This window comes from Clostridium muellerianum, from assembly GCF_012926525.1.
Taxonomy (GTDB): domain Bacteria; phylum Bacillota; class Clostridia; order Clostridiales; family Clostridiaceae; genus Clostridium_AM; species Clostridium_AM muellerianum.
Genome location: NZ_JABBNI010000063.1, coordinates 13,884 through 40,246, shown reverse-complemented (window position 1 = coordinate 40,246; position 26,363 = coordinate 13,884). Strand labels below are relative to the sequence as shown.

Sequence of the window (26,363 nt, the reverse complement as noted above, 5' to 3'; positions counted from 1 at the left end):
CAAAATTGGAGGTAAAATCATGAGAAAAAAATTAAGTATTTTAATTGCAATGGTTATTTGTTTAAGTACATCTACTACTTCCTTTGCAGCAGAAAATATTAATACAAGTAATGGTAATAGTGCTAGTGTGCAAGTAGATAATAGTACTTTAAATTTAACAATGTATGATGCAGTAAGTAGTATAGAAAAAAACAATACAGAAATAAAACTTATGAAGGATAAAACTAATTATTTAAATAGAAAGTATGATTTAGATCATGAGGCGGCTATAGCGCTTAGTACTAGTGCAAATGGGGTAGACAAAATAAAGGTTAGAGTACAGCAGGATATTACTCCAGCAAAAGATCAGCAAGAGATTAAAAATCAACAGTATGCTTTAGAGGTTAGACTTAACAATATGAAGTTTGATATGGAAAGGCAATATTTAAATATTTTAACTTCTAATGATCAAATAGATAATATAAACAAGACTTTAACAAATATAGATGCACAAATTAGTAAATTACAGCAGCAAATCGATTTAGGATTAGCAACTAGTGACTCTTTAAACACTTTAAATGTGCAAAAAAGTCAGCTTATGAGTCAAACTGATTCTATTAATGCTGATATAGATAATTCAATGTTAATTATAAAGCAGTATTTAAATGTAAACTTAAATAGAAATTTAAATTTAGCTACTGCAAAAAAGGAATTTTCTATATTTGATGATACAAGTATAGAAAATATAATTAATGAAGCTGTAGAAAAAGATTATGGTGTAGGTGAAGCAAAAAATTCTTTAGATATTGCTAAAAAGCAGAAGGAAATATATGAACAATATGATAATGATATAAGTGGAGGACTTACTGGTGCTGAATCAGATTTATTAACAGCGCAAAGTAATTTAACTGCAACAAAGGCTGCTGCAAGAACAAATTTATGGAACAAATATTATACTCTAAAAAGTGATGAAAGTGCAGTTGAAACTCAAGCTTTAAGTGAAAAAAGCGCACAAGATGCTTATGATAAAGCAAAAAGTAATTATAATAATGGGATGACAGATAAGTTGGCTTTAGATACAGCTGCTTTAGCTTTGGATAAACAGAAGAATATGAGTCAAAGATCAAAAAATGAATATATGATAATACAAGAAGAACTTAAGTACATGTTAGATGGCCATGCATCTGCGCAACCTTCTACTAAATCTATAGGAACATCAGGTATAGATTATTAAAATGCAAATATGGAGGTAAAAATATGAGAAAAAGATTAAGTCTTATAATCACTTTAGCTATTTCTTTAAGTTTAACAACTACTGCTATGGCAGCATCTGTGGTAACTGGTATAAGTGATAGTAATGGTATAGTTACAAGTATTAATATATCAGATTTAACATTGGACCAGGCTTTAAATAGTGTGGAGAGCAATAATATAGAAGTACAATCTATTAATAATAAAATAGATTCTCTTAATAAGAAGCTTGATAACGATAAAAGAACTGTTATAGGTATAGAGTCCAATGGTAAAAGTCAGGTTAACTATCCTGCTGCACAATATGCGGGAATTATGATACAAAAGCAAGTTACACCAGTTGAAGATCAGCAAAGTATTGATAATGCTAAGAATAGTAAAGATGAAAAAATTAATACTATAAAATTTGATATAGAAAAACAGTATATGAATGCTATAACAGCTAAAGAACAGGTGGACAATATTAATAAAAATATAGCTGATTTAAATGAACAGATAAAAGCTACTCAAGCTAAAATAGATTTGGGACAATTGACTAAGGATTCCCTTAATACATTAAATGTACAAAAAAGTAAACTTTTGTCCCAATTGGCAACACCTTATATGCAGCAACAGCAAGCTATATCAAATATTAAAAAATATTTAAATATAGATGCAAATAGTTCTTTGAACTTAATACCTACTAAAAAGCAATTTGTTAAATTTAATGATGAAAATATAGAAGATAGAATTAAAGAGGCTGTGAGTAGAGATTATAATTTAACTAGTATGCAAAAAAGCATTGATATTAAAAAAATACAGGTAGATATACAAACAAAGTATGCTTTTGATTCTCTTACTGAGCCTATGAATTCTAAAATGGATTTAGAGGATTTACAAAACAAATCATATGATACTAATACGAACACTAGTGTAAATTTGTGGAAAGCATATTATACTTTAAAGAACAAAGAAGATGCAGTACAAGCTCAAATGACAGCACAAGAAAGCGCGCAGTTAAGTTATGATAAGGCTAAACAAAGCTTTGATACTGGATTAATAGACAAGGTATCACTAGATTCAGCAGAATTAGCTTTAAATACTCAAAAAGTTGCAACAGAACAGGCTGTAAATGATTATGTGGTTGTGCAGGAACAGCTTAAATATGCTTTAGATGGTCACGCTTCAACAGCATCTTCTATTCAATAAAAAAGTAGCATACAGGTAATTAGACCTGATATTAAGGTTTTAGTTTAATGTATGCTTTTGTACAAAATGTAAGTGAATTTTATTTGCTTACATTTTATTTTAATTTGAAGGTTGTCAGCATAAAGCTTTTATAGACAATTGGAGTTTTAATTGATTTCTAAATCTTTATAATTATTGATACTAGGCTGCTATATAATATGATTTTTTATAAAAAGTCAAGCTTTATAGCCCTAATTAATACAAACTGAAAGTTGGGTATATTGACAATAATATTAGTATGTGTATAATTATTATATAAATAGTAAACATATTTACTATTTATATATTTAGCTACTTATGGTGAAGTAATAATTCACAAATAGTAGTAAAAGATTATATCTTAATAAAAAATATAACTACAATATGATAAGGAGGTTTTTCCATGAAGAAAAGAGGTCTAATTTTCACATCATTAATTATAATAACAAGTTTTTTTACAGGATGCACTAATAATGCGGCTGCACTCACTGGAGACAATTTAACAAAAAAGAGTAGCTCAAATTTAGTAGTTCAGGGAAATATAGAAACCAAGGAAGTAAATATAAACTCTAAGATTGCAGGAAAAATAACAGCTATAAATGTTGCAGAGGGTGACAGTGTAAAAAATGGACAGGTTTTAATAACTATAGATAATAGTACATTAGTTGCAAAAGATGCTCAGTCCAAAGCACAAATTGATGCAGCTGCTGGACAAGTAAAAGCAGCACAAGCAAAAAAAGCGGCAGCGCAAGCAGTTCTTTCAAAAGCTCAAAATGGAGCAAGACCAGAGGAAATTGAGGAAGCTAAAGCCCAATATGACTTAGCCCTATCTACATATAATAGGGTAAAGGAACTAAATGACAAAGGATATGCAGCTCAAGTAGATTTAGATAAAGCTAAAGCTCAATATGATGTGGCAAAACAGCAATATGATATGGCAAAAGCTGGAGCAAGATCTGAAGATATAGCAGCAGCAGCAGCACAGGTAAATGAAGCGGATGCAGCAATACAGGCTTATCAAGCACAGATTAAACAAGCTCAAGGTGGACAAAGCGAAGTACAAAGTTATATAGCTGATACTACAATTACAGCACCAGCAGATGGAGTTATAAACCAATTAAATGTAGAGGTTGGTGAACTTGTATCAACAGGAATGCCTCTTCTTGTAGTAACAAATACAACTAAGCCATGGATTGAATGTAATGTAAAAGAAACAGATCTTTCAAAGGTAAAATTAAATGGAACTGTTTCAGTAAAACTTCCAAGCTATCCTAAAGAAAAATTTACAGGTAAGATAGTAAGAATAAATGAAAAACCAGATTTTGCAGTTAAGAGAGCTACAAACGATAATGGAGATTTTGATGTACTATCCTACGGTGTTAAGGTTGAATTAACAGATACAAATAAAACACTCCACCAAGGTATGACAGCTCTTGTTGACTTTGGAAAGTGAAGTGATTAATCTATTATGAAAGATAAAATACTGACCTTTATGAAAATAGGCTTAAAAGTAAAATCAGTTTTAACTTTTATTTTCTTTATATTTTTAATTCCTATTGCATGTAGTTTTATTTTGGGAAACGAAATGCGTGAGGGAGAAATTAAAAATATACCAACTATAATTGTAGATCATGATAATTCTTCTTATAGTCAAATGCTTATTAAGGAAATAAAAAATAATGAAATATTTAATGTAACTGATTATAGTCAGGATGATTATGATGTTAAGAAGTTAATAGAAAATAATAAAGTAAGAGTTGGGGTTATTATTCCTCAATCTTTTGCAAAGGATTTAACAGGAGGAAATGCTCCTAAAGTTCTTGTATTTTATGATGGATCACAAATGTCAATTACTAGTGCGGCAAAATCTAGAATGGATGAAATACTTTTATCTATAAAGACAGGATATATACAGAAGGTTATGCAGGGAAAGCTTGGAGTAATGCCAGAGGTGTCTAGAAACTATATGCTGCCTATGTATTTTAATTACAGGCTTTTAAACAATCCTGCTAGAAATTATAGTAACTTTTTAAATATAGGAATGTTAATTTCTGTTGTTCAAGTATGTTTTGTAATGTTAGGTGCAGACCTGGTTAGAAAGGAAAAACATTATGTAAGCATATGGATTAAGACTATTTTAGGAGGCCTCGCAGGGGCAGCTTCTACTTTAATAACTTTAGGAATACAGGTTAAATATTTTGGAGTGCCTTTTAGAGGTACAACTAAAGAAACTGTTTTGCTGACTATATTATTTTGTATTGCAATAGTAAGTTATGGGGTTTTAATTAGGTTAATTGTAACTCAAAAGATACTTTCAATACAGATTGGAGCAGTAACGGTTTTACCTACAAGTATACTTGGAGGATACACTTTTCCATTACTTGCAATGCCACCATTTTTTCAAAGTTTATCAAATGTTCTTCCCTTTGTACATTATGCAGGACCTATGAGAAGAATATTTTTAAATGGCATAGGGCCAAATTATATTAATCCAGAGATAAATTGGTTTATTAAGTTTATACTGTGCATGTGGGTATTTTCATTAGGAATATTCTATACAAAAAAAGCAGTTAAAAGTGGATATAATCATATTAAGAATAAGAAAAACAGCATACAGAATACTGGAGAGGCGGTGGAGGTATGAATAAACAAGAACTTGTTAAAGTTACAGTTGCAAAAGTAAAAAATGTTGCAATTCTTGTACTTTTACCTATTTTCTTCACCTGGGTTTTCTGTTTAGTATTCAGCAAGGTATTTGTTGAACAAATACCTTTTGGCGTTTTAGATTTAGATAATTCATCTACATCCCAAACTATTGTAAGGCAATTTGAAGATCATCCAGGTTTTAAGGTTAATTACCATGCTCAGTCCTATGATGATATTAATGAAAAGATAAAGTCAGGAAAAGTTCAAGCAGCTATTATTATACCGAAAAACTTTGGTAAAGATGTAGTAGAAATGAAGGCTCCCAAAACTATATTGCTAATAGATGAAACAAATATAGTTATAGGTAATAATGCATTATCCTATGGAAGTGCCATATTAAATACTTTAAATGCAAAAATTCAACTTAATGTACTGGAAGGAAACAATATGATACCTTATTTGGCTCAGCAGTCAGTTAGTTCTTTATCTTTTACTGAACGTATATTATATGACCCTCAATTATGCTATGGAAAGTATTTAATTTATGGTCTTATAGCGATTTTAATACAACAGACTTATTTAGCAGTAATAACACCTATTTTAATTACAGAAAAACCTAATATAATAAAAATGAAACTTCGATCAAAAAAAGGAATTAAAAAGGTGGTTGTTATTTGTTCAAGGATAGTTTTAGCTATGTTATGTGCTTATATAGGGTTTATACTATGCTTGTATTGTGCAGGAAGATATTTTAACATGCCTCTTAGGGGAACTGTGCCTAACTATTTTAGGTTAATGACTATACTTATTATAGATCTTACTGGGGTATCCTTTATACTTTCTGTAATTTTCAATAAGGTTGCAGACTTTAATAGGTTTTCTATGTGTTTGTCTGTGCCTACATTCCTTACAGCAGGGTATTCATGGCCTGAGTATATGATGTCAAATGGATTTAGTCATGTTGTTAAGACTATATGGCCTGTTATATATGTAGCTGATCCTTTAAGGGTAATAAGCTTAAAGGGTGCAAATATAGACTTTCTAAGACCATATATACAGCAAGGAATTCATTATGCATTAGTGTGGCTGCCTATAGGAGTTGCATTGTATATAATTAAAATTGTAGTATATAAATATATGTATAAAAAGTTTTCAGAGGTTAAAAAAGAAGCAGCATAAACATTGTTGGTACATTAATTTAATAATAAATAATTTAATAAGTTGAAAATGCCTATAGCTTTTGTTAAAATGCTGTAGGTTTTTTTATAAAAAATTTTTGAACGAGTCAACATTAATAACAGAATAAAATTTTGTAGTAAAGTAGTGAAATTATAAAAAAAGTTTAGTATTATATATATAAAGAGATATATAAATATAACGATAAAATTTTATATAGGGTATTTGTTTTATCGTTAATAAATGAATTTAAACTATTAGGAGGAAATTATGAAAGAAAAGAAAGTTTATTTTTTAACCACCATGTTATTTTTGTGCGGATTTATGATTTTTTCAGTAATTAATGCTGGACAAGTTTCTGCAAAAGCAAGTGCAATAGTTATAGCTACAAGTGATGGCAGTAAGTATGAGTATAATTATGATGAATTAAAACAGTCTGCAGCAAGTTACTATATGGGGGATACTGTTGAAGGTGCTCTGTATAGTCACTTTATGAACAATAAAACTAGTATAGAAGCTTATTTTGATAATTCAAGAAATGTATATGTGCCTAATAGTGCTATACAAAGTGAAGCACTTTCTAAAATGATGAATAATCTTAACTTCGATTTTGTCTCTTTTATGGAGAATCCATCAACACCAACTGAAACTTTAAGCACTTTAAAATTAAAAAATAACTCTGGAACAGTTCAGCCAGTCGATAGTACTAGTGATGAGAACTTTGATTTAGATGGAATAGAGTAATTTTAAAAAGCAGGATATAAAATTTATATATCCTGCTTTTTAACTATTTTTGATTTACTTTTTCAATTTTTATAAGTTGTTTAACTTCATCTAATTCATATTCTTTATCCACGCTATTTACAAATACTTTTTTGCCTTCTTTATTAGTTTTTATTTGAAGATTAACTCCGGTAATAGATACTTTATAGTTTTCAGGAGTTGGTGTGTCTAATTTAACTAATATTATTGTAGTCATTGGTATAGTCTTCATAATTTCAACTGTGTATTTTGGCATATTTTCATTATTTTTAGCAATGGCAGCTTTTTCTTCAGAAGTAACAGGTTTAGCAGAGTTACTAGAACCATTGCTAGAATTTGATGATTTAGTTGAGTTTGAAGTATCTTTTGTATTTTTAGATTCAGTTTTGGTTGAAGTACTATCTTCAGACTTACTATAAGGTAATTTTAAACTTAAATCTCCAGTTATATTTAATCCATTTTTGCTTTTTAAGTCCTTTGATATTTCTAATGAATGATTAGAGTTAGCCCCTTTAAGATATCCATTAGGTAATACTATTGTAACTTTGTAATTATAATCCTTCTCTTGAACTACTTTAGATTTATCAGGTAAATTTTTTCCATCTAACTTATAATTTTTTATGTTAAATGGATTTGTACTATCGCTTTTTTTAGTATCGGATACAGCATTGGTGAAAGTTATAAATACATAATCTGCATTAGGATCATCATCTTTTAAATCTGCATCCTGTATTATCATATCAGTGTCTATATCCGCAAAAGCAGCCTTAACTCTAAATTGAGAGTTTGTACCATTCATTGAAGAAGTAGTGCTTTTTTGTTGTTTACTTTTATTAAAGGCAAATAAACCTATACATAGCACGCATACAACTAATACAACTATTAGTATAACTTTTTTTTTCATTTTTCAAACCTCCAAGATAAAAAAATAAATTTCACAAATTTAAATTTAACATAATAGGTTTATATAGTCAAATAATAGATTAAAAGAAAAGGAAAGAATGTATAAAAATTTATTCTTTCCTTTTCTTTAATAGTATATATTAAACTTATATAGTATTTACTTATGTGTAATTACAAAATCTGAAGCTTTAAGATCTGTTGAGACTACTTTATTATCAAGCATTACTCCAAATAATTTAGTTGATGAATAATATGCAGCAGTCTTACCTTTTACAGTTACTGTGTAATTTTCAGCATCTGTTCCAGTTAATTTGAATGTTACTGCTGTTGAAAAGTTATCTATTGGATTACGGCATGTTACAGTAGTCATATCCACAGTTGGTGCTGTAGTTACAGGTGGAGTTTGAGTTGTTGGAACTACAGCATTTATTTTAGATATTGTATTTTCTGAGACAACACCTGAACCGCCTACAACTTGAAGATCTGTAGTTGAAGTTATATTTGATTTTAAGTAGTCAATTGCACTTGCTGTAGCTGAAGAATTTTCATTATCTACAATTACAAGAGGTGCAGATGCGTTACCAGCTAAAGCAGATGCTACTAAAGCATCTGCATAACCGTCTCCACTAGCATTTGCTATATAAGCCTTGTCCATTTTTAAATCAGATTTAAAGGCATCTAGTACTTTTAAGTTTGTATCAAATCTATCCTTACCACCATTTATTCTGTTAGCGCCGTTAATAGCAGTATAAATATCGTTATTTATTACATTAATTGTTCCCACTACAGTTACTACGGATTTATGACTTTTTATAAAATCAGTTACAGGCTTTATATAATTAGCATCATTCATTCCAAGTAGAAGTATTTGTCCTTTTGAAGCAGCTACAGGAGCCACAGATAAGGCATCTGAAAAACCTTCTCCCCCTACCATCATAACATTAGCTGGATCAACTCCTAATTCTACAAGTTTTTCAGCTACTGCTGCATTAGTTGCATATCTATCAGTTCCAGAAAGTTCTATAAGGTTATAGTTACTTTTTAAGGAATTTCTAATTTCTTTTGAAACAGAAGCATTTCCCCCTACAACGTAAATGTTTTTAGGCTTTAATGTATTTAAAGCTTCACTAGTTTTAGAATCTAGGTTCTTTGCTGGAGTTAAAAGTATAGGTGCATTTAGTTTTTTTGCTAAGGCAGAAGCACTTACAGCATCTGCATAACCTTCTCCAGATACTAATACTATATTATCAGAAGTAGTCCAGTTTTTTGTAGCTACTTGAGAAGCTGTTGCATATCTGTCTGCTCCACTAGTTCTTGAAACTGAACCTGCTGCTGCAGAAACATTTGCTGAATTAAAAGCTGTAGCTAAAACTAGTGCTGTTAAAGCAGTGCTTGCTAAAGCTGCTATTTTAGTTTTATTATTCATATTAAATAATCCTCCCCAGATTTTATTATAAAATTTTCTTATCATAAATATTATATTATGTTACTAATTATATAGTAAAAGTTGAGCATTTTCTACAAGGTATGTATACTAAAAATGGCAAATCAATGATATAAAATTATTAATATGTGGTATACTTAGATTATATTAAGAAAAGTGGAGGTATAGCATGTCAGAAGAAAAACAAAATGTAAAAATTGAATTATCATTGCCAGAAAGATTTGAAGCTATAGTATCAGATGTACAAAAAGATATTATGAATGAAGAAATTTCAGGATTTGAGCCTATAAAAGAAAATGATATAAATATATCTACAGTTTATACTTTTGATGATGGAGATGAAATAGAGGCTAAAGTATATTTTAGAAATGGATTACCTACAAATATTAATTTTGAATATGTATCTTTAGTTATGATAAATTCAAAAAAAGAAATAGTGGCTTCTAAAAGATTTGATTTAAGAGAAATGGGTGATATTCCAACGGGTGGTGCAAGACCGTGGAAACTTTATTTCGAAAAATCCTGTGTGGATATGAAAAAGTTTTCTACACAGGATTGTAAAATTCTTTTTGAGAAAAATATAAAAGCTGTAAATTATGCAAAATTTGAATTTGAGAATTTTCCAGAAGAATTCCAGAATTTTAAAGGAGAATTTGACAAATTTCTTGAAGACCTTCCTAAAATAGAAGGTGGAAATCTTAGTATATCAACTTTTAGTATAAATGTGCAAAAAAATAATAATATAGTAGTAACTATTGTAATAAGAAATTCTATAAAAAGGTCGGTAAAAATAGAACAAATACCTATAACAATTAGGGATGAAAATGATAATATACTAGTTAATGGAAATTTTAATTTGAATAATTTTGTGGTAAGTCCAATGAAAGCTAGAATGTGTAATTTGGCTTTTGAAACCAATTTAAGCGCTGATGAAGTAATGAAAAAAGATAAATGGAAAGTTGTTTATGAATAAAAGTTTTAAATTATATTGTGGAAAAGGGCTTCTCAGAATGTGTATATACGCATTTTGAGATAGCCCTTTTTGTGTATGATTATTATATTAAATTAGGAGATTAAAAAATGTATTGAGCATATGATTTTTAAACTTATTCTGATGATTAAAAGAAAAAAGATATTTTACGATTTATGTATAAAAGTTAAAATATTATCATGTAACACACTATTATGTGGTAAAAATAGGAAATGGTCTACTTGAATTTTTTGGAAGATTATTATACCCTTAAAGGTAAATAAATATATTGTTATTACACTTGATATAAGAAGGAGGTTATTAATATGAGTTCATATTTATTTCTTATTTTTTTCTCCATACTTATTTCCATAGTGGTAATACTTTTTCTTGTTAAGTATATATTTTCACAAGAAAAGGGAAGCGAACAAATGCAAAATATATCAAATGCCATTAAAGAAGGTGCTATGGCATTTATAAAAAGACAATATAAAACTATATTTTCTTTGGCACTTATAACTGTCTTATTAATTATTATTGCAAACTATTTTGGTAATTTATCTAAAGGTTCTAATATAGCTTTTAGATATGCAGGACATGTTGGAATTGCTTTTATAACTGGTGCGTTGTGTTCAGGGCTTTCAGGATATATAGGAATGTATATGGCAGTTCACTCAAATATACGTGCTGCAGCTGGTGCTAAAAAGGGATTAAACTCAGCGCTTACTATAGCACTTAGGGGAGGGGCTGTTACAGGACTTGCAGTTACTTCGCTTTCTCTTTTAGGAGTAACTATATTATTTTTAATTTATGGTGGAATGTCGAATAATGATATTTTGATAAAGGAAGCGCCTTCCTTAATAGTTGGATTTGGTTTTGGAGCATCCTTTGTAGCTCTTTTTGCTCAATTAGGAGGAGGTATATATACAAAAGCAGCTGATGTAGGTGCTGACTTAGTTGGTAAGGTAGAAGCAGGTATACCAGAAGATGATCCAAGAAACCCAGCAGTTATAGCAGATTTAGTTGGTGATAACGTAGGTGATTGTGCAGGAAGAGGTGCAGATCTTTTTGAATCTACTGCAGCAGAGAATATAGGTGCTATGATACTTGGAGTTGCATTGTATCCTGTTTTTGGTTGGAAAGGAATTTTGTTTCCGCTGGTAACAGCAAGTGTAGGTATCGTATCTTCTATAATTGGATTATTCTTTGTTAAAGCCGATGATAATACAGATAATCCTATGACTGCACTATATAGAGGGTATTTAGTTACTACAATATTAAATTTAATATTTATATATTTTATTATTAAGTCTATGTTTTCAGGTAATTTACCTAATGGTGGAAATATAAAATGTTTTTATTTATATTTATGTGCTTTTAGTGGAATAGCGTTAAGTTATATATTTGTGTTAATTACAGATTATTATACTTCTTATAAATATAGACCTGTTAAATCCATTGCAGAAGCTTCAAAAACAGGAGCAGCTACCAATATAATTACAGGGGTATCGGTGGGCATGGAATCTACAGCACTTCCTGTTTTAGCTGTTTCAATAGCAATATTTGCATCCTATAAATTAGGAGAATATGCACTACCTAACATAGCTAATGGAGGATTTTATGGTATTGCTATAGCTACCATAGGGATGCTTTCTAGCTGTGCGTATATACTTGCTATGGATACTTTCGGACCTATTACAGACAACGCTGGTGGTATTGTAGAAATGTCTGGAGCACCAGATGAAATAAGATTAATAACAGACAAATTAGATGCTTGTGGCAATACTACTAAAGCTTTAACAAAAGGTTATGCCGTAGGATCAGCAGCTTTGGCTACCTTTTTACTATTCTTTGCATATTTAGAACAAGTTAAAACTATACTTGGAAGACCTTTGGATTCTGTATTCCCTGTGGACATAGGGAAAAGTGAGGTGTTTATAGGAGCTTTTTTAGGAGCTATGGTAGTTTTTATTTTTTCTTCAGCAGCTATACGTTCAGTAGGAAAAGCTGCTCAGTATGTTATTTTAGAAGTTAGAAGACAATTTAAAGAAATACCTGGCATAATGGAAGGAACTGCAAAACCAGATTATGCAAACTGTGTTGATATAGTTGCTAAGGGTGCATTAAAAGAAATGATATTACCAGGAATTATACCTATAACTGCTCCGATTTTAGTTGGTGTAATTTTAGGTAAAGAAGCTGGTGCAGGATTTTTAATGATATGTACTATAACTGGAGTAATTATGGCATTGTTTTTAAATAACGGTGGTGGTGCTTGGGACAATGCTAAGAAGTTTATAGAGCTTGGAAATTTCGGAGGAAAGAAATCAGAAACTCACAAGGGAGCTGTTGTTGGTGATACTGTAGGTGATCCATTTAAAGATACTGCGGGACCATCAATACATGTGCTAATAAAACTTGTAAGCACTCTTACACTGGTAATGGTATCCTTGTTTAGTTAATATACTTAACTTTCGTCCATACACGATTTTGATTTAATATAAGCTTAATGCGAATGAACTTTTTCAGAGGACAGAGGACAATTGTCCTCTGAAAAGAAGGTTGTTTCGCATTTTTTTAATTGTAAAAGTTAAGTTAATGTATATTTCATAGCTTTTTTTTTTCTTCAAATATGATATAATAGTGCAGTGTTTCGACGATTTTAGTTCATATTGACATAGATTTAAAATAGAATATACATTTTATAAATGGAGGAATTTAATAAATATGATAAGTACAAGTAATATTAGTTTAAGGTATGGTGGACGTAAGTTATTTGAAGATGTTAATGTAAAATTTACACCAGGAAATTGTTATGGTCTTATAGGTGCTAATGGAGCTGGTAAATCAACATTTTTAAAAATACTTTCAGGAGAAATTGAAGCAAATACAGGAGAGGTAATAATAACTCCTGGAGAAAGAATGGCAGTTTTAAAACAAAATCATTTTGAGTTCGATGAACATAAAGTTTTAGAGACAGTTATAATGGGACATGAAAGATTATACAGCATTATGAAAGAGAAGGATGCTATATATGCTAAAGAAAACTTTACAGATGAAGATGGAATAAAGGCTTCAGAGCTTGAAGGTGAATTTGCAGAACTTAATGGTTGGGAAGCAGAAGCAGAAGCTGCATCTTTGCTTATGGGACTTGGAATATCTATAGATCTTCATGAGAAGCTTATGAAAGATTTAGATGGTGCGGAGAAAGTAAGAGTTCTTTTAGCTCAAGCTTTATTTGGAAAACCGGACATACTATTATTAGACGAACCTACAAACCATTTAGATATAAAGTCTATTAATTGGCTTGAAAATTTTCTTATGGACTTTGAAAATACTGTAATAGTAGTATCCCATGATAGATATTTTTTAAATAAAGTTTGTACTCACATGGCTGATCTAGATTTTGGAAAGATTCAAATGTATGTTGGAAACTATGATTTTTGGTATGAATCAAGTCAGTTGGCTCTTCAAATGGCTAAGGACCAAAATAAAAAGAAAGAAGAAAAAATTAAAGAGTTGGAAGCCTTTGTTGCAAGATTTAGTGCTAATGCTTCTAAATCAAAACAAGCTACTTCACGTAAGAAACAATTGGATAAGATAAGTTTAGATGATATAAAACCTTCTTCACGTAAATATCCTTTTGTTGGTTTTAAGGCTGACAGAGAAGCAGGTAATGATCTTTTATCAGTTGATGGTTTAACTAAAACTATAGATGGTGTAAAAGTTTTAGACAATTTAAGTTTTATTGTAAATAAAGGGGATAAAATAGCTTTTGCAGGAACAAATGAGTTAGCAAAGACTACTTTATTTCAAATATTAATTGGCGAAATGGAGCCTGATGCTGGTGAATATAAGTGGGGGATAACTACATCTCAATCTTATTTTCCAAAGGATAATAATAAGTATTTTGAAGGAGTAGATTTAACTTTAGTTGATTGGCTTCGTCAGTTTTCGGAAGAGAAATCAGAAAGTTTTATAAGGGGATTCCTTGGAAGAATGCTTTTCTCAGGAGAAGAAGCTTTAAAGAAAGCTAGTGTCCTTTCAGGAGGAGAAAAGGTTCGTTGCATGCTTTCAAGAATGATGCTAAGCGGCTCTAATGTTTTAATATTAGACGAGCCAACCAATCACCTTGATCTTGAATCTATTACAGCAGTAAATAATGGTTTAATAAATTTTGATGGAACAATACTTTTCACATCTCATGACCATCAGTTTGTTCAAACTGTTGCTAACAGAATTATAGAAATTACACCTGCTGGAATAATGGATAGAAATATGAGTTATGACGAATATTTAGAAAGTGAAGATATTCAAAAGCAATTAGAAAGTATGTATAAGTAATATTTAATAATGATTGTACCAAATAAATTTTATTTAGAATTAATATTATAATGGGTAGTTGGGGATAAAATTAAGAAATTATTTACAAAATATTGAACATTTCTCAATATTAATTATATTAATGTAATGATATAATTAATATTGAGTTATTTGTTTAAAATATTGTTTTATAAAGCGGATAAAAATTATAATAGCTTATATAAATCAGGAGGAGATGTTTAATTCATGAAAAAGATTTTAAAAAAGCTAATGTTAATTACAATATGTATGTCTATATTTATGTCTTTAACAGGATGCTATAAAGCTGTTAAACCTGATAAGGATCCTAATAAACTAGTTCAAGATGTAAAAAGGACAAATCAGATTAAGAAGGAAAAAGATTTAATAGATGGTCAAGTATATGTTCGAAATAATATAGTAACTGCAACTATGGTTTTTAAAGATGATATAAGTGAAAAAGAAGCTAAGGAACTAGTAAATAAGTATGTAGAAGCATTGAAAAAGGAATATAAAGGTATAAAAATAAATGTTCAAGCAGTTCAAAAAAACAAAAATATAGCAAATATAATTGTAAAAAATTAAAATTACGGACTAATGAAATGCTAACAGATATAATATTAAAAAGATGATTTAGTTTGATTTTGAATATATAGTATGTTATATTAAGTTAGAAACGTAAAAATATAGTTAAGAAAATAAGAGATCATTGATTTTAACATAAGTATGATAAAGGAATTAGTACACAAAACTTGGAGGTTTATATTATAATGATGAAAAAAATGAAAAACAACAAATCTAATAGAGTTGCAGATGTAAATGCTGAAACATTAGAAGTACCTACAGTTCTTTCTCTTTTAGAAAATGATGATAATGTAATGTCAGATGTTCAAAAAGATATATTAGAAGATGAAATAAAAGAACTTCCACCAATAAAGGAAGGTCAGCTAAATGTTTCTGGTGTGTATGCTTATGATTTAGGAGAAAAGATAGAAGTTAAGGCTTATATAAGAAATGGTTTTTCAGAAGAAATATCATTGGATAAAATCCCTTTAATTATATACAATTCTAAAAATCAGATGCTAGCTTATCAAATTTTTAATTTGAAAAATTTGGGTGCAATTCCACCTAAGGGAGCAAGACCAGTAAAAGTCTGCTTTGAAAAGAAAAATGTGTATGTAGAAAAAATTCCTATGGATGATTGGAGTTTAGGTTTTGATACAAAAATTAAAGCTTCAAGAAGAGTTAATGTAAATTATGAAAAGTTGCCTAAAAGTATTGAATTGGAAGATAAGCTTGTATTTGATAACTTTTTAAAAGGTCTTCCAGATGTAAATGAAGGAGAATTTACTATTTCTACGTTTAGCATAGGAATTCAAGAAAATGGAAGTATAATAGTTACAGTGGTAATGAGAAATGGTAATAACAAACAAATAGCGTTAAAGGAAATACCTATAACATTAAAGGACGATAAAGGAAATGTTGTAAAGTCAAATTTATTTAAGCTTGAAGATTTTGAAGTTGGAGCGCTTAAGGCTAGAATATTCAACTTTGCATTTCCAACAAATTTAAAGTTAGAAGAAAATGTTGCTTTAAATGATTGGAAAGTTGAATTTAACTTACAGGAAGTAGCTAAAGAACCTTCGAATGAAAATTAAAGTGAATAAAAATAATTTATGAGTAAATAAAAAAGCATTTTAGAAAAAGTATTTTTTAAAATGCTTTTTTTATAATTACAATTTTAGTAAATTTTACATTGATAATTTTAACAAATTATTTGTTTTAATAAATTCCAAAATGATGTATAATTTCTATAATACACAATATAACAATTTTCAGGAGGATGAAAATAATGGAAAACAAAATTAGGTGCATTGAGCAGCAAAAACAATGTAGTAGCAGCGAAAAAGCAAGTATATCAGGTATACTATCAACTTTTGCTTTTGTACTATTTTTTATTTCGAGTTTTACATTTAGTGTACAAGCAGCTGATTCTTCTGTAATAGAAGAAGCTAGGAACAAAATTAAGCAAAATTATGTTACTACAGTGCCTGATAGCGTATTAAATGCACCTACTATAGAAGAAATGATAAAAGGACTTAATGATCCATATTCAGCATATTTTTCTAAGCAGGAACAACAAAGTTTTGTAAATACTATAGATAATAAAATGTATGGGATTGGAATATATTTAGGAATTGTTCCAGAAGGAGTTAAAGTAAAAGGTGTTATAGAGACTTCTCCAGCCGCAGAAGTTGGTATTAAACAGGGAGATATAATAATATCTGCAGATGGTAAATCATTAGCGGGTGTAGCTTCAGATGAAGCTTCTTCCTATATAAAGGGAGAAGAAGGAACAAGTGTTAACTTAGTAATTAAAAGGGAAAATTCTGAAATGACTTTTAATGTTACAAGAAGATCAATAAGCATACCAACAGTAGAAGGAAAAATGTTAAATGATAATGCTGCGTATATACAGGTGAGTTCCTTTGGAACAGATACATCTGATTTGTTTACTAAAAAGTTGCAAGAACTTAAGTCTAAGAATCCTGAGTTTTACATAATTGATTTAAGAAATAATGGCGGTGGATATATGAGTACCGCATTAGATATGGCAGGAAACTTTATAGGAGAGAAGCGTGCAATAATCATAGAAAATAAGCAAGGACAAAAACAGGGATATTTAGCTAGTGACAAAGGCAGCGTTATAGATAAGCCTGTATTTTTCCTTGTCAATGAGTATACTGCCAGTGCTTCAGAAATTTTATCTGCTGCAGTAAAAGATTATAACGAGGCTTTTTTCATAGGTACTACAACCTATGGTAAGGGAGTAGCACAACAAATGTTTGCTTTATCAGATGGAAGCTATTTAAAGTTAACAACAGAAAAGTTTTATTCTCCTAAGGGAAATGTTATACAAAAAACTGGAATATCTCCAGATTTTAAGGTAGAAAATGTAGATTCTTTAGCTGTTGCAGACTTATTTTCCGGGAAATGCAAAAATAATGTAGACAAAACAGGTTATGTGAAGGTAAATGCAGGAGGAAAAGATTTTGAGATAGATTTAAATACTGCTAAGGATGAACTTCACTGGGCTGCATTTAAGTATATACTGAGCACAGTTTCAAAAGATAATGTTTATATAGGTACTAAGGAAGGTTGGACTAAAGCACCACAAGATTACTTTAATAATGTGTATAAGTTCTTCTATTCTAACGTAAAAGCTTTAGATTCTTCAAGTAGTGTATCTAAAGATAAAGTGTTTAATGTAACTTTTAATAAAGATGTAGATGAAAACACTATTAAAAATAATATGGATATTGAAATTATAGATGTTGAAACAGGAGAAAGAGCTGCCTTTGATATAAAGAAAGTTGATGGCAAAAAAGTGAGTTTAGTACCTAAGGAAGAGTTAAAAAGTGGTGAAACTTATTATGTAAAAGTAAAAGATACAATTAAATCATATACTGTAAGGTAGGAATAGAACGTGGAAAGTAATAATAAGTTACAATCATTTACCTATAAGGTTTTTAGAAAGATAAGAAAAACTATTGGTATTAAAATAACTAATAAGGGAGAAGTTATAGTTACTTCTCCCTTTGGTATTAGTGAAGAAACTATAGATAGAATAGTTAAGAAAAAAACTCATTGGATATTGAATAAACTGAATATGATAAAAAATCAAAATTTAGAGGAAAAAACAATTTTAAATAATGGTACTAAAATTTTATATCTTGGAGTAAATTTGAAATTAGAGTTAGTTTGTGGGAAGGAAAGTAATTATGAATTTTTAATTTCTCATGGAATGTTTAAAGTTTATCTCGATTATAATATAAGATTAGATCAGCATAAAATAAAAAAAATTATAGCTAATATATACAAAAGGGAAGCTGAAAGAATATTAGTGGAAAGAACTAAGTTTTACAGTGAGATTATTAGTGAATATCCATTAAAAATTAGGATAAAGAATCAAAAAACTCTTTGGGGAAGTTGCTCTTCTAAGAAAAATATAAATTATAATTATAAAATAATAATGGCACCTATTGAAGTAGTAGATTATGTAGTAGTGCATGAATTGTGCCATCTGATACATATGAATCATTCCCCAAAATACTGGAGTGCAGTGCAGAAGATATTGCCAGATTATAGGGTTAGAAGGCAATGGCTTAAAGACAACGGATTTAAACTAATGAGGTCTTTAGAAGACTAATTATAGATATACAATATCATAATTAAATCTTACATTGATTCTATGAGTGGTAAAATTCAATTCTGATTTTATAACAAAATTTAGATTTTAAAGTTGGACATCTATAACGAATATTAAACTTATAAATACATGTGCATAACTAGACATTATAATAGATATAAAGTAAAATAGTATTGTTATAATACAATGATAAGTAATTAATAAGGAGAATAAGTATGGATTTTTACTCATTATTTTTAATTGCTATAGCTCTTTCATTAGATGCGTTTGGGGTGGCTTTGTGTATAGGCTTAAATAATAGTGTAAAAATAAATGACAAAGTTTTGTTTGCCAGTTCCTTTGGATTTTTTCAATTTTTATTTTCAATTATAGGAGCGTATGCAGGCTTTCTATTTAATAGATATGTAGCTTCAGTTCCTAATATTATAGGAGGTGCATTAATAGCTATAGTTGGAGTAATGATGCTTAAAGAAGGATTCCAAAGTGAAGAAGAATGTCCTCTGATAAAGCCAGGTATGTCTATAATCTTGGGGATTTCAGTAAGTATAGATGCTATGGTTATAGGGTTTACTATTCTTAATAAAGTGGGAGATAATTTTGCTATTTTGCAAGATACTATATTTATAGGTGTAGTTACATTAATAATATCTTCTATGGCATTTTTACTAGCAAAATATTTAAAACGTATAGAAATAGTAAGTAAATATGCAGATTACATAGGTGGAATTATATTAGTTATTTTTGGTGTAAAGATGATGTTTTTTTAAGTGAAATTATAGTTCATTAATTCATCATATGAAAAACTCGGGGTGAGGTTATGGAAATAGATCATTGTTTGAGGCAGCATGGTATAAAAGTAACAAAAGCTAGAATTAATATATTAGATATTTTACGGAAAAATGATAGGGCATTAAGTGCAGAATTTATATTTGATGAATGTAAACAAAGAGAAATAAATATTGACTTATCAACAGTATACAGATCATTAGAATTATTTGAAAAGAAAGATATTATAAGAAAATTTGATCTAGGCTGTGGAAAATATAATTATGTTATAAAACAGGAAGATCACAAGCATATATTACAGTGTAAAGTATGCCATAAAAAAGTAGAAATAGATTGTCCAATGCAGCAAATTAGAGAGATGATAAAAAATACAACAGGTTTTACAGCTGTGGATGAAGAATTAAATATTAATCTTGAAGGAATTTGCAATGAATGTAAGAAGAAAAAGCATGAAAGTAAAGAATAGATTGGCTATTCTTTTATTAATTAGAGTTTAAATTGGGTTCTAAGGTATATACTTTTTTTACTTTCCAATTACCTTTATTATTTTTTTCTAAAAAGACATTATAAGATACTTTCTTATGAGGAGATTTATCTTCCATTCCGTCTATTTTTACTACAGCTATGTTACCGTTAGAAAAGCTTAAGTTTACTTTAGACACAGTGCACATTTTATAACTATTAAGAATACCAGTGGTGAAGTATTCTTCAATTACATACTTTATATCTGTAGATTTACTGATAGTATAGTTGTATCTTATAAAACAGCTTACCAGAATAATAGGTAACAATAAAATTAAAAACTTTTTCATAGCTTACCTCCTAAAATATGATACATATATAATAATAACCAAAAAATGGAAATAAGTAAATACTTATTAATTTAATGAGAAATAATACATTTTTATATAAGGATGGTGATAACATTGAATTTTTCTTCTTTAGTATTAATGGAAAAAGATAAAGAAACTAATTTTATAGTAAAAGAATTGGGTAGTTATGAAGTTTCTGATGGTGCAGAATATATTACAAAAATGTTTTTTGATGGTGATAAAGTAAATGTATATTTTGATACTAATCGTGATGTAGAGGAATGGGAATACTCCGCAATATTTGATTTGTTTGATGAAAAGGTATATTCTGAAAATGGATTCAGCATAGAAGATATAGATGATGAGTATAATCCAACTTGGCTAGTAAAATTTGATTATGTTGAAGATCATGGAAAAATGAACGAAAAAATAAATGATCTATGTGTTTTGATAAACAATTCCATAGAAAAAGTTTTTGAGGATATAAAAGATAAAAAAGAACAATATTAATAAATCTTACTTAGTAGAAGTACTACAGTAGGTGGCTATCAGATGAATAAAGTTACACATGGAAATTATGTAGTTAATTTAATTAAATTTTGTTGAGGTGTAAGGATGAGGTTAGAGTTTATAAATAGAGTAAAACCAGGAGATGTAATTGGTAAAAGCATTTTAAGTAATGAAGGACGTGTGCTTTTAAGAGCAGGAGTCAAGTTAAACACTAACTACATAAATAAGTTGACAGAATTAGGAGTTTTTTATGTTTATGTGAGAGATGAAAGATTAGATGATGTAAATGTAGAAGATGAAAGATTAACAGAATTAAAACAAGTTACAATAAAAAGTCTTTCTGGAATAATGAAAAATGTTAATAATGTTAACAGTAAAGAACTTAAAGAATCTTTAAACAGGGTAGAAGAAATGATAAGTTATGTAATAGAATTGGGAGACGTTAATAAAAGCCTTTACGACATAAAAACTTTTGATAATTATACATATATACATTCTTTAGATACTTGTATAATGACTGCTTTTTTAGGTATAGCATCTAAATATAATCAATGGGATCTAAAGGAAATGGTCATTGGTGCAATTCTTCACGATATAGGAAAGACTAAGATTTCTACTGATTTGTTGAATAAGAAGGGACCTTTAACAAAAGAAGAATTTGAAGAAGTGAAAAAGCACACTATATATGGAGCTGAAATATTGAAAAAGAATGTTACTATGCCTGATTCTATAATTAAAGTTGTAGAACAACATCATGAAAGAGTTGATGGGAAAGGATATCCATATGGATTAACTGGTAACCAAATATCTAGGTTTGCTAAGGTTATATGTGTATGTGATGTATATGATGCAGTCAGCAATGACAGGTGTTATAGAGATAAGTTTAAATCTAATGATGCCTATGAATTAATTCTTTCGGGATCTGGGACTAGTTTTGATAGTAATGTAGTTGCAAACTTTAAAAATACATTTTCTATTTATCCACTAGGGTCCTGTGTTAGACTTTCAAATGGTGACGAAGGATATGTAATAAGTCAAAATAAAGGATTTCCCGATAGACCAATAATAAGATTATTGTATGATGTGAAAACAAGAGAGCCTATACCTTTTTATGAAATAGACCTTCTTAAAAACCCTAGCATTGTAATAGAAGGTGTTGTTTAATATTAATAACTCAAACCTCCGCACTAAAGTTTCGGAGGTTTTTTAAATCGCTTTTTTAGAAACATAAGGAGGAAATATGGAAAAGTATATAAAAGAATTAATAAGCACATTATGTAAAAATTATGGCTATGGCATTATAGAATTTCAAGGAATGATGCCAGGACTACAAAGTACCTGGGGAGCTGTAAGAAGAGGAGAAAATTCTGCAGAAGTAATATTTTTTTCGGATGCAAACAATTATAATTCTTTAGATAAAGTAAATTTTATAAATTCACTAAAAAATGCTCTAAAATGTGACAATATAAGATTAATACAAATTTTAGTTGGCAATAATATAAGTGACAGAACTTATCCACAGTGTGAATATATTTTTATTAACATTGTGGATAAAAAAATACTTTATTATAGCAATGGATTGGAAAGTAAAGTTGAGGAGTTATTAGATTGTATGAATAGGTCAGTATCAAGTTATGGAAAATCAGAAGCATCAATTATAACATACATTTTAATTAGTGTAAATGTACTTGCATATATTTTAACTGCATATCTATCAGGAAACTTTATAGATAGTAACATAAATGTACTGGTATTTTTAGGTGCTAAAGTTAACTATCTTATAGCTAGAGGAGAGTATTATAGATTAGTTACCTGCATGTTTTTGCATGGTGGAATTGTACATTTAGCTTTAAATATGTATGCATTATATTCTTTAGGGCCACTTATTGAAAAGATTTATGGAAAGATTAAATATCTATTTATATATTTTTTAGCAGGCATAGTTTCATCAATTTTTAGTTATATGTTTTCATCTTCAGTATCCATAGGTGCATCAGGAGCAATATTTGGCCTACTTGGAGCAGCACTAGTATTTTCAGTAAAAATGAAAGACAGAATAGGCAGAGGTTTTCTTACAAACATCATGTCAGTAATAGCTATAAACTTATTTATGGGATTTTCAATGAGTAATGTGGATAACTTTGGACATTTGGGAGGACTTGTTGGAGGAACTGCTATTACTCTTTTACTAGGAATAGGGAGAAGGTACTAAACTTTTTTAGAGGACAGAGGACAATTGACAGAGGACAGTGAAGGAGGATTTTTCTCCGCTTCACTACGAAAAATCTTCAATTAAGTTTTGGATAGATCGTTTCACTAAAGTGAAACATTGCTGATTTACATAAATTTGAAGCTTGTTCTGCGTTAGCAAAACAAGCTTTAAATTTGTATTAGTTTTCTGACGTAAGGAAGAAAATTTACCTTCACTGTCCTCTGTACTTTGTCAATTGTCCTCTAAAATAAGGTCTTCTTTATATAAAGTTTCTTTTTCTAAAAGCATGTTAGTTATTTTTTCTAAATTGTGCTTTTCATTTAAAAGTAATGTTTTAACATCTTCATACACGGAATCTATAAATTCTTTACATTCTTTAATAATTTGATCTGGATTTAAGTTTAAGTTTAAAAGTTCTTCCATGTTTAAAAGACCTAAAGTTTCACCCATACCATAATGAGTTGTCATGTTAAAAGCTATGCTTGTACTACGTTTTAAATCATTATGGGCACCTGTAGTTATATAATCAGCTCCAAATATAATTTCTTCGGCTGCTCTTCCTCCGAGTAGTACCATTATCCTATTTTTTAAATAAGTTTTATTCTGATATAAATTATCTTCAGGTATACTTAATGTATATCCTCCAGCACCTTTAGTACTAGGTATAATAGTTATTTTTGATACTGTTTCATTAGGAAGAATTTTTAGAGAAACAAGAGCATGTCCAGCTTCATGATAAGCGGTAATTTTTCTGTCAATATCTTTTATATAATCTCTATTTTTCTTTTCATGACCTGCTAGTACTATAGAAAATGCTTTATCTAAATGTAAATCATCTATATTTTTGCTATTTTCTTTACAAGCTAGTATCGCAGCTTCATTTAATAAGTTTTCAATTTTAGCTCCGGAAAAATAAGAAGTTTTTTGTGCCCATTCTTTTATATTTATATTTCCAGTAGGCTTATTTTTTAAATGTAAATTAATAATTTTTTCTCTAGCGCTTATGTCGGGAAGTGTTATTTCTATGTGCCTGTCAAATCTTCCAGGTCTAAGTAGAGCAGGGTCCAGCATATCCAATCTATTGGTAGCTGCCATTACTATAATTCCTTCTTTTTCATTAAATCCGGACATTTCAGTAAGAAGTGCATTCAAAGTTTGATCCCTTTCATCAGATCCACCGCTGCTTTTACCTGAATCCCTTTTTTTACCTATAGCATCAATTTCATCAATAAATATAACTGCTTTTCCTGTACTGTTATTTCTAGCTTTTTTAAATAATTGTCTTATACGACTAGCACCTACACCTACATACACCTGAATAAAGTCAGAACCAGAAACAGCGTAAAAAGGAACACCAGCTTCTCCAGCTACAGCTTTTGCAAGAAGAGTTTTTCCTGTACCAGGTTCCCCATAAAGCATAACACCTTTTGGCATTCTTGCACCGTATGAGGCATATTTATCAGGGTTTTTTAGAAAATCAACTAAATCTTTTACGCTTTCTTTAGCTTCATCGTTACCGGCGATGCTTTCAAAGTTATAGTCTGTATTTTCAACTTCCATTGTATCTAGGGCATCTACTGATAGCATACCTTTAGAAGTAATGTTTGCTGACTTTAGCCACATAACAATAATGGCAATAATAGATATAATTAAACCGATTGAAGAAAATAGACCTTTATTATTATAGGGAATATCTTCAGAAACAGTGATGTTGCTTTTTAGCATGGATTCTTTAAAGTCATTTGTTCTAGGATTGTCTGTTTCATACATAGATCCATTTTTTAACTTAACAGTTATTTTAGAAGAATTAGTTGTGTATACAGTAGAGATATTTTTATTGGATACATCTTTTAAAAACAGTACATAAGATTTGTAGTCTGCAGATTTAAGACCATAATTAAAAAATATAGAAGAGCCTAGGAAAACCAGAGCGGTAAACATAGGGATTAATATAAACTTATTCTTAATTTTTTTCATAAATACCTCACCTTTCCAAAATTCAAACGTTTTTTACGCCATTCAAATACCTTGATTATGATATTATAGTATTTTTGATTTTTAGTCTAATGAAAATCATAAAATTTGCTAAAGTAATTTATGGAATTTGTATATATAAGGCATCTTCAAAAAAATAACAAGTCTAAAATATTCATTGCAGAAATTTTAATTTATTGTATACTTTATTTATAAAGTGAACATTAAATTCTAGTATGTAAGAATGGAAATAAAAGAGGTTAAGTATGGGAAAAAAGGTGTATGCAATAAAAGAAGGGTTTAACTTTCAGACTAATGAGAAAGTAGAAAATAAAATAGTTAATACTTGGTCAGAGTGTTTAAAGTATGTTAAAGGGGTTAAGGGGGCTAAGTATAAAAGTTTTGAGGATATTAATAGTGCAAATAAATATCTAAGTGAAGGCAGTAAATTATTAAAAAAAGAAGACCTAAATTATCCTGAGGATTGTTTGCATATTTATGTTGATGGTAGTTATAACAGTAGTACAGAAATGTATTCATATGGTGTAGTGGCTGTTAGAAACAATATAGTTGAATATATAGACAGTAAAGCATCAAAAGATAGTTCTAAAAGAAACATCAGGCAAATAGCTGGTGAACTAGAAGGAGCTATTAAAGGAGTAGAATACGCTTTAGATAAAGGGGATAGAAAAGTAGTTATATTTCATGATTATGAAGGTATTTGCCATCATGCTACAGGATTTTGGGAAAGAAGGGAACAGTCATCGGCAGAATACTATGAAAAGATGAATAAATTAATGAATAAAGGTATTCAGGTGATTTTTGTTAAAGTAGATAGTCATACAGGCGACTTTTTTAATGAACTTGTAGATGAAAAGTGTAAGGAAAAGTTATTGATTCAGTCAGATAAAGTTGTGGAAAAATGGCTGCTTGCAAATTCTTTAAATGTGTCAAGCGAAGAGATAAAACAGGAAATTATGAAGTTAGCTCCTAAAGGAGAAAAAAAAATAAATGTAATTAATTCTAGTGATAAAAAAAATGAAATAGGTGAAACTGCATTTGAGGATGTTATTAAAAGATATAATGAAAATCCAAAAGAAGCTGAGAATTTAATATTTAATTTAAGTGGTGAAGAAAAAAACAATTTTATTATTTATTTATTAGATAAATGTGTTCAGTAA

Annotated in this window: 23 protein-coding genes; 19 read left to right on the top strand and 4 right to left on the bottom strand. The window is 29.3% G+C overall.

All coding sequences use genetic code 11. The features are described 5' to 3' along the window. Positions 1-19 precede the first annotated feature (19 nt). The 6 genes from HBE96_RS21020 (at position 20) to HBE96_RS20995 (ending at position 7,002) form a co-directional block, all read left to right on the top strand. A complete protein-coding gene (locus HBE96_RS21020; protein WP_169299663.1) occupies positions 20-1,213 on the top strand; it encodes a TolC family protein in 1,194 nt (397 codons plus the stop codon). 23 nt (positions 1,214-1,236) lie between these two features. Then, positions 1,237-2,418: a TolC family protein gene (locus tag HBE96_RS21015; RefSeq protein ID WP_169299662.1), complete on the top strand. Its 1,182-nt coding sequence runs from the start codon at positions 1,237-1,239 to the stop codon at positions 2,416-2,418. Positions 2,419-2,839: 421 nt separating this feature from the next. Beyond that, the gene (locus HBE96_RS21010; protein ID WP_169299661.1) at positions 2,840-3,889 is read left to right on the top strand and encodes an HlyD family secretion protein; all 1,050 of its coding nucleotides are present in this window, start codon (positions 2,840-2,842) and stop codon (positions 3,887-3,889) included. A 15-nt stretch (positions 3,890-3,904) separates the two neighbouring features. Continuing rightward, positions 3,905-5,080, top strand: coding sequence for an ABC transporter permease (locus HBE96_RS21005; RefSeq protein ID WP_169299660.1), 1,176 nt, complete (start codon positions 3,905-3,907; stop codon positions 5,078-5,080). Beyond that, complete coding sequence (locus HBE96_RS21000; protein ID WP_169299659.1) at positions 5,077-6,261, top strand: ABC transporter permease; 1,185 nt, start codon at positions 5,077-5,079, stop codon at positions 6,259-6,261. The genes HBE96_RS21005 and HBE96_RS21000 overlap by 4 nt, the downstream gene beginning before the upstream one ends. 267 nt (positions 6,262-6,528) lie before the next feature. Beyond that, a complete protein-coding gene (locus HBE96_RS20995; RefSeq protein ID WP_169299658.1) occupies positions 6,529-7,002 on the top strand; it encodes a hypothetical protein in 474 nt (157 codons plus the stop codon). A gap of 43 nt (positions 7,003-7,045) precedes the next feature. On the opposite strand, the gene HBE96_RS20990 is transcribed toward HBE96_RS20995, so the two are convergent. Continuing rightward, a complete protein-coding gene (locus HBE96_RS20990) occupies positions 7,046-7,924 on the bottom strand; it encodes a hypothetical protein (RefSeq protein WP_169299657.1) in 879 nt (292 codons plus the stop codon). Between the two features lie 156 nt (positions 7,925-8,080). Beyond that, positions 8,081-9,349: a cell wall-binding repeat-containing protein gene (locus HBE96_RS20985; RefSeq protein ID WP_169299656.1), complete on the bottom strand. Its 1,269-nt coding sequence runs from the start codon at positions 9,347-9,349 to the stop codon at positions 8,081-8,083. 187 nt (positions 9,350-9,536) lie between these two features. Between HBE96_RS20985 and HBE96_RS20980 the strand changes: the two genes are divergently transcribed. From HBE96_RS20980 to HBE96_RS20940, 9 genes are all read left to right on the top strand, one after another. Then, positions 9,537-10,340 carry an SLAP domain-containing protein gene (locus tag HBE96_RS20980; protein ID WP_169299655.1) on the top strand — a complete coding sequence of 268 codons (804 nt, stop codon included), beginning with the start codon at positions 9,537-9,539 and terminating at the stop codon, positions 10,338-10,340. A gap of 323 nt (positions 10,341-10,663) precedes the next feature. Continuing rightward, positions 10,664-12,799 (top strand): sodium-translocating pyrophosphatase, encoded by a 2,136-nt coding sequence (locus HBE96_RS20975; protein WP_169299654.1) that lies wholly within the window; start codon positions 10,664-10,666, stop codon positions 12,797-12,799. A gap of 265 nt (positions 12,800-13,064) precedes the next feature. Next, complete coding sequence (locus HBE96_RS20970) at positions 13,065-14,681, top strand: ABC-F family ATP-binding cassette domain-containing protein (protein WP_169299653.1); 1,617 nt, start codon at positions 13,065-13,067, stop codon at positions 14,679-14,681. Positions 14,682-14,906: 225 nt separating this feature from the next. Beyond that, positions 14,907-15,263, top strand: a complete 357-nt coding sequence (locus HBE96_RS20965; protein ID WP_169299652.1) for a hypothetical protein — start codon at positions 14,907-14,909, stop codon at positions 15,261-15,263. 185 nt (positions 15,264-15,448) lie between these two features. Beyond that, a complete protein-coding gene (locus HBE96_RS20960) occupies positions 15,449-16,336 on the top strand; it encodes an SLAP domain-containing protein (protein ID WP_169299651.1) in 888 nt (295 codons plus the stop codon). A gap of 194 nt (positions 16,337-16,530) precedes the next feature. After that, positions 16,531-18,156: a S41 family peptidase gene (locus HBE96_RS20955; RefSeq protein ID WP_169299650.1), complete on the top strand. Its 1,626-nt coding sequence runs from the start codon at positions 16,531-16,533 to the stop codon at positions 18,154-18,156. Positions 18,157-18,165: 9 nt separating this feature from the next. After that, positions 18,166-18,888, top strand: a complete 723-nt coding sequence (locus HBE96_RS20950; protein ID WP_169299649.1) for a YgjP-like metallopeptidase domain-containing protein — start codon at positions 18,166-18,168, stop codon at positions 18,886-18,888. Positions 18,889-19,103: 215 nt separating this feature from the next. Next, the gene (locus HBE96_RS20945; RefSeq protein WP_169299648.1) at positions 19,104-19,655 is read left to right on the top strand and encodes a manganese efflux pump MntP; all 552 of its coding nucleotides are present in this window, start codon (positions 19,104-19,106) and stop codon (positions 19,653-19,655) included. A gap of 50 nt (positions 19,656-19,705) precedes the next feature. Continuing rightward, positions 19,706-20,140 carry a Fur family transcriptional regulator gene (locus HBE96_RS20940; protein ID WP_169299647.1) on the top strand — a complete coding sequence of 145 codons (435 nt, stop codon included), beginning with the start codon at positions 19,706-19,708 and terminating at the stop codon, positions 20,138-20,140. A 16-nt stretch (positions 20,141-20,156) separates the two neighbouring features. Here the strand turns inward: HBE96_RS20940 and HBE96_RS20935 are convergent, their stop codons facing one another. Beyond that, the gene (locus HBE96_RS20935) at positions 20,157-20,486 is read right to left on the bottom strand and encodes a hypothetical protein (RefSeq protein WP_169299646.1); all 330 of its coding nucleotides are present in this window, start codon (positions 20,484-20,486) and stop codon (positions 20,157-20,159) included. Between the two features lie 114 nt (positions 20,487-20,600). Here HBE96_RS20935 and HBE96_RS20930 point away from each other — a divergent pair, with 114 nt between their 5' ends. From HBE96_RS20930 to HBE96_RS20920, 3 genes are all read left to right on the top strand, one after another. Next, positions 20,601-20,996 (top strand): DUF6762 family protein, encoded by a 396-nt coding sequence (locus HBE96_RS20930; protein ID WP_169299645.1) that lies wholly within the window; start codon positions 20,601-20,603, stop codon positions 20,994-20,996. Between the two features lie 105 nt (positions 20,997-21,101). Next, positions 21,102-22,160, top strand: a complete 1,059-nt coding sequence (locus HBE96_RS20925; protein WP_169299644.1) for an HD-GYP domain-containing protein — start codon at positions 21,102-21,104, stop codon at positions 22,158-22,160. A gap of 76 nt (positions 22,161-22,236) precedes the next feature. Beyond that, positions 22,237-23,208: a rhomboid family intramembrane serine protease gene (locus HBE96_RS20920; protein ID WP_169299643.1), complete on the top strand. Its 972-nt coding sequence runs from the start codon at positions 22,237-22,239 to the stop codon at positions 23,206-23,208. A 231-nt stretch (positions 23,209-23,439) separates the two neighbouring features. Here HBE96_RS20920 and HBE96_RS20915 read toward each other — a convergent pair whose 3' ends face one another. Beyond that, a complete protein-coding gene (locus HBE96_RS20915; protein WP_169299642.1) occupies positions 23,440-25,185 on the bottom strand; it encodes an ATP-dependent metallopeptidase FtsH/Yme1/Tma family protein in 1,746 nt (581 codons plus the stop codon). Between the two features lie 263 nt (positions 25,186-25,448). Here HBE96_RS20915 and HBE96_RS20910 point away from each other — a divergent pair, with 263 nt between their 5' ends. Next, a complete protein-coding gene (locus HBE96_RS20910) occupies positions 25,449-26,363 on the top strand; it encodes a ribonuclease H1 domain-containing protein (RefSeq protein WP_169299641.1) in 915 nt (304 codons plus the stop codon).

Bases quoted from the DNA above. Each gene is read 5' to 3' on its own strand.
- HBE96_RS21020 (WP_169299663.1), top strand. From the start codon at position 20: ATGAGAAAAAAATTAAGTATTTTAATTGCAATGGTTATTTGTTTAAGT.
- HBE96_RS21015 (WP_169299662.1), top strand. From the start codon at position 1,237: ATGAGAAAAAGATTAAGTCTTATAATCACTTTAGCTATTTCTTTAAGT.
- HBE96_RS21010 (WP_169299661.1), top strand. From the start codon at position 2,840: ATGAAGAAAAGAGGTCTAATTTTCACATCATTAATTATAATAACAAGT.
- HBE96_RS21005 (WP_169299660.1), top strand. From the start codon at position 3,905: ATGAAAGATAAAATACTGACCTTTATGAAAATAGGCTTAAAAGTAAAA.
- HBE96_RS21000 (WP_169299659.1), top strand. From the start codon at position 5,077: ATGAATAAACAAGAACTTGTTAAAGTTACAGTTGCAAAAGTAAAAAAT.
- HBE96_RS20995 (WP_169299658.1), top strand. From the start codon at position 6,529: ATGAAAGAAAAGAAAGTTTATTTTTTAACCACCATGTTATTTTTGTGC.
- HBE96_RS20990 (WP_169299657.1), bottom strand. From the start codon at position 7,924: ATGAAAAAAAAAGTTATACTAATAGTTGTATTAGTTGTATGCGTGCTA.
- HBE96_RS20985 (WP_169299656.1), bottom strand. From the start codon at position 9,349: ATGAATAATAAAACTAAAATAGCAGCTTTAGCAAGCACTGCTTTAACA.
- HBE96_RS20980 (WP_169299655.1), top strand. From the start codon at position 9,537: ATGTCAGAAGAAAAACAAAATGTAAAAATTGAATTATCATTGCCAGAA.
- HBE96_RS20975 (WP_169299654.1), top strand. From the start codon at position 10,664: ATGAGTTCATATTTATTTCTTATTTTTTTCTCCATACTTATTTCCATA.
- HBE96_RS20970 (WP_169299653.1), top strand. From the start codon at position 13,065: ATGATAAGTACAAGTAATATTAGTTTAAGGTATGGTGGACGTAAGTTA.
- HBE96_RS20965 (WP_169299652.1), top strand. From the start codon at position 14,907: ATGAAAAAGATTTTAAAAAAGCTAATGTTAATTACAATATGTATGTCT.
- HBE96_RS20960 (WP_169299651.1), top strand. From the start codon at position 15,449: ATGATGAAAAAAATGAAAAACAACAAATCTAATAGAGTTGCAGATGTA.
- HBE96_RS20955 (WP_169299650.1), top strand. From the start codon at position 16,531: ATGGAAAACAAAATTAGGTGCATTGAGCAGCAAAAACAATGTAGTAGC.
- HBE96_RS20945 (WP_169299648.1), top strand. From the start codon at position 19,104: ATGGATTTTTACTCATTATTTTTAATTGCTATAGCTCTTTCATTAGAT.
- HBE96_RS20940 (WP_169299647.1), top strand. From the start codon at position 19,706: ATGGAAATAGATCATTGTTTGAGGCAGCATGGTATAAAAGTAACAAAA.
- HBE96_RS20935 (WP_169299646.1), bottom strand. From the start codon at position 20,486: ATGAAAAAGTTTTTAATTTTATTGTTACCTATTATTCTGGTAAGCTGT.
- HBE96_RS20925 (WP_169299644.1), top strand. From the start codon at position 21,102: ATGAGGTTAGAGTTTATAAATAGAGTAAAACCAGGAGATGTAATTGGT.
- HBE96_RS20920 (WP_169299643.1), top strand. From the start codon at position 22,237: ATGGAAAAGTATATAAAAGAATTAATAAGCACATTATGTAAAAATTAT.
- HBE96_RS20915 (WP_169299642.1), bottom strand. From the start codon at position 25,185: ATGAAAAAAATTAAGAATAAGTTTATATTAATCCCTATGTTTACCGCT.
- HBE96_RS20910 (WP_169299641.1), top strand. From the start codon at position 25,449: ATGGGAAAAAAGGTGTATGCAATAAAAGAAGGGTTTAACTTTCAGACT.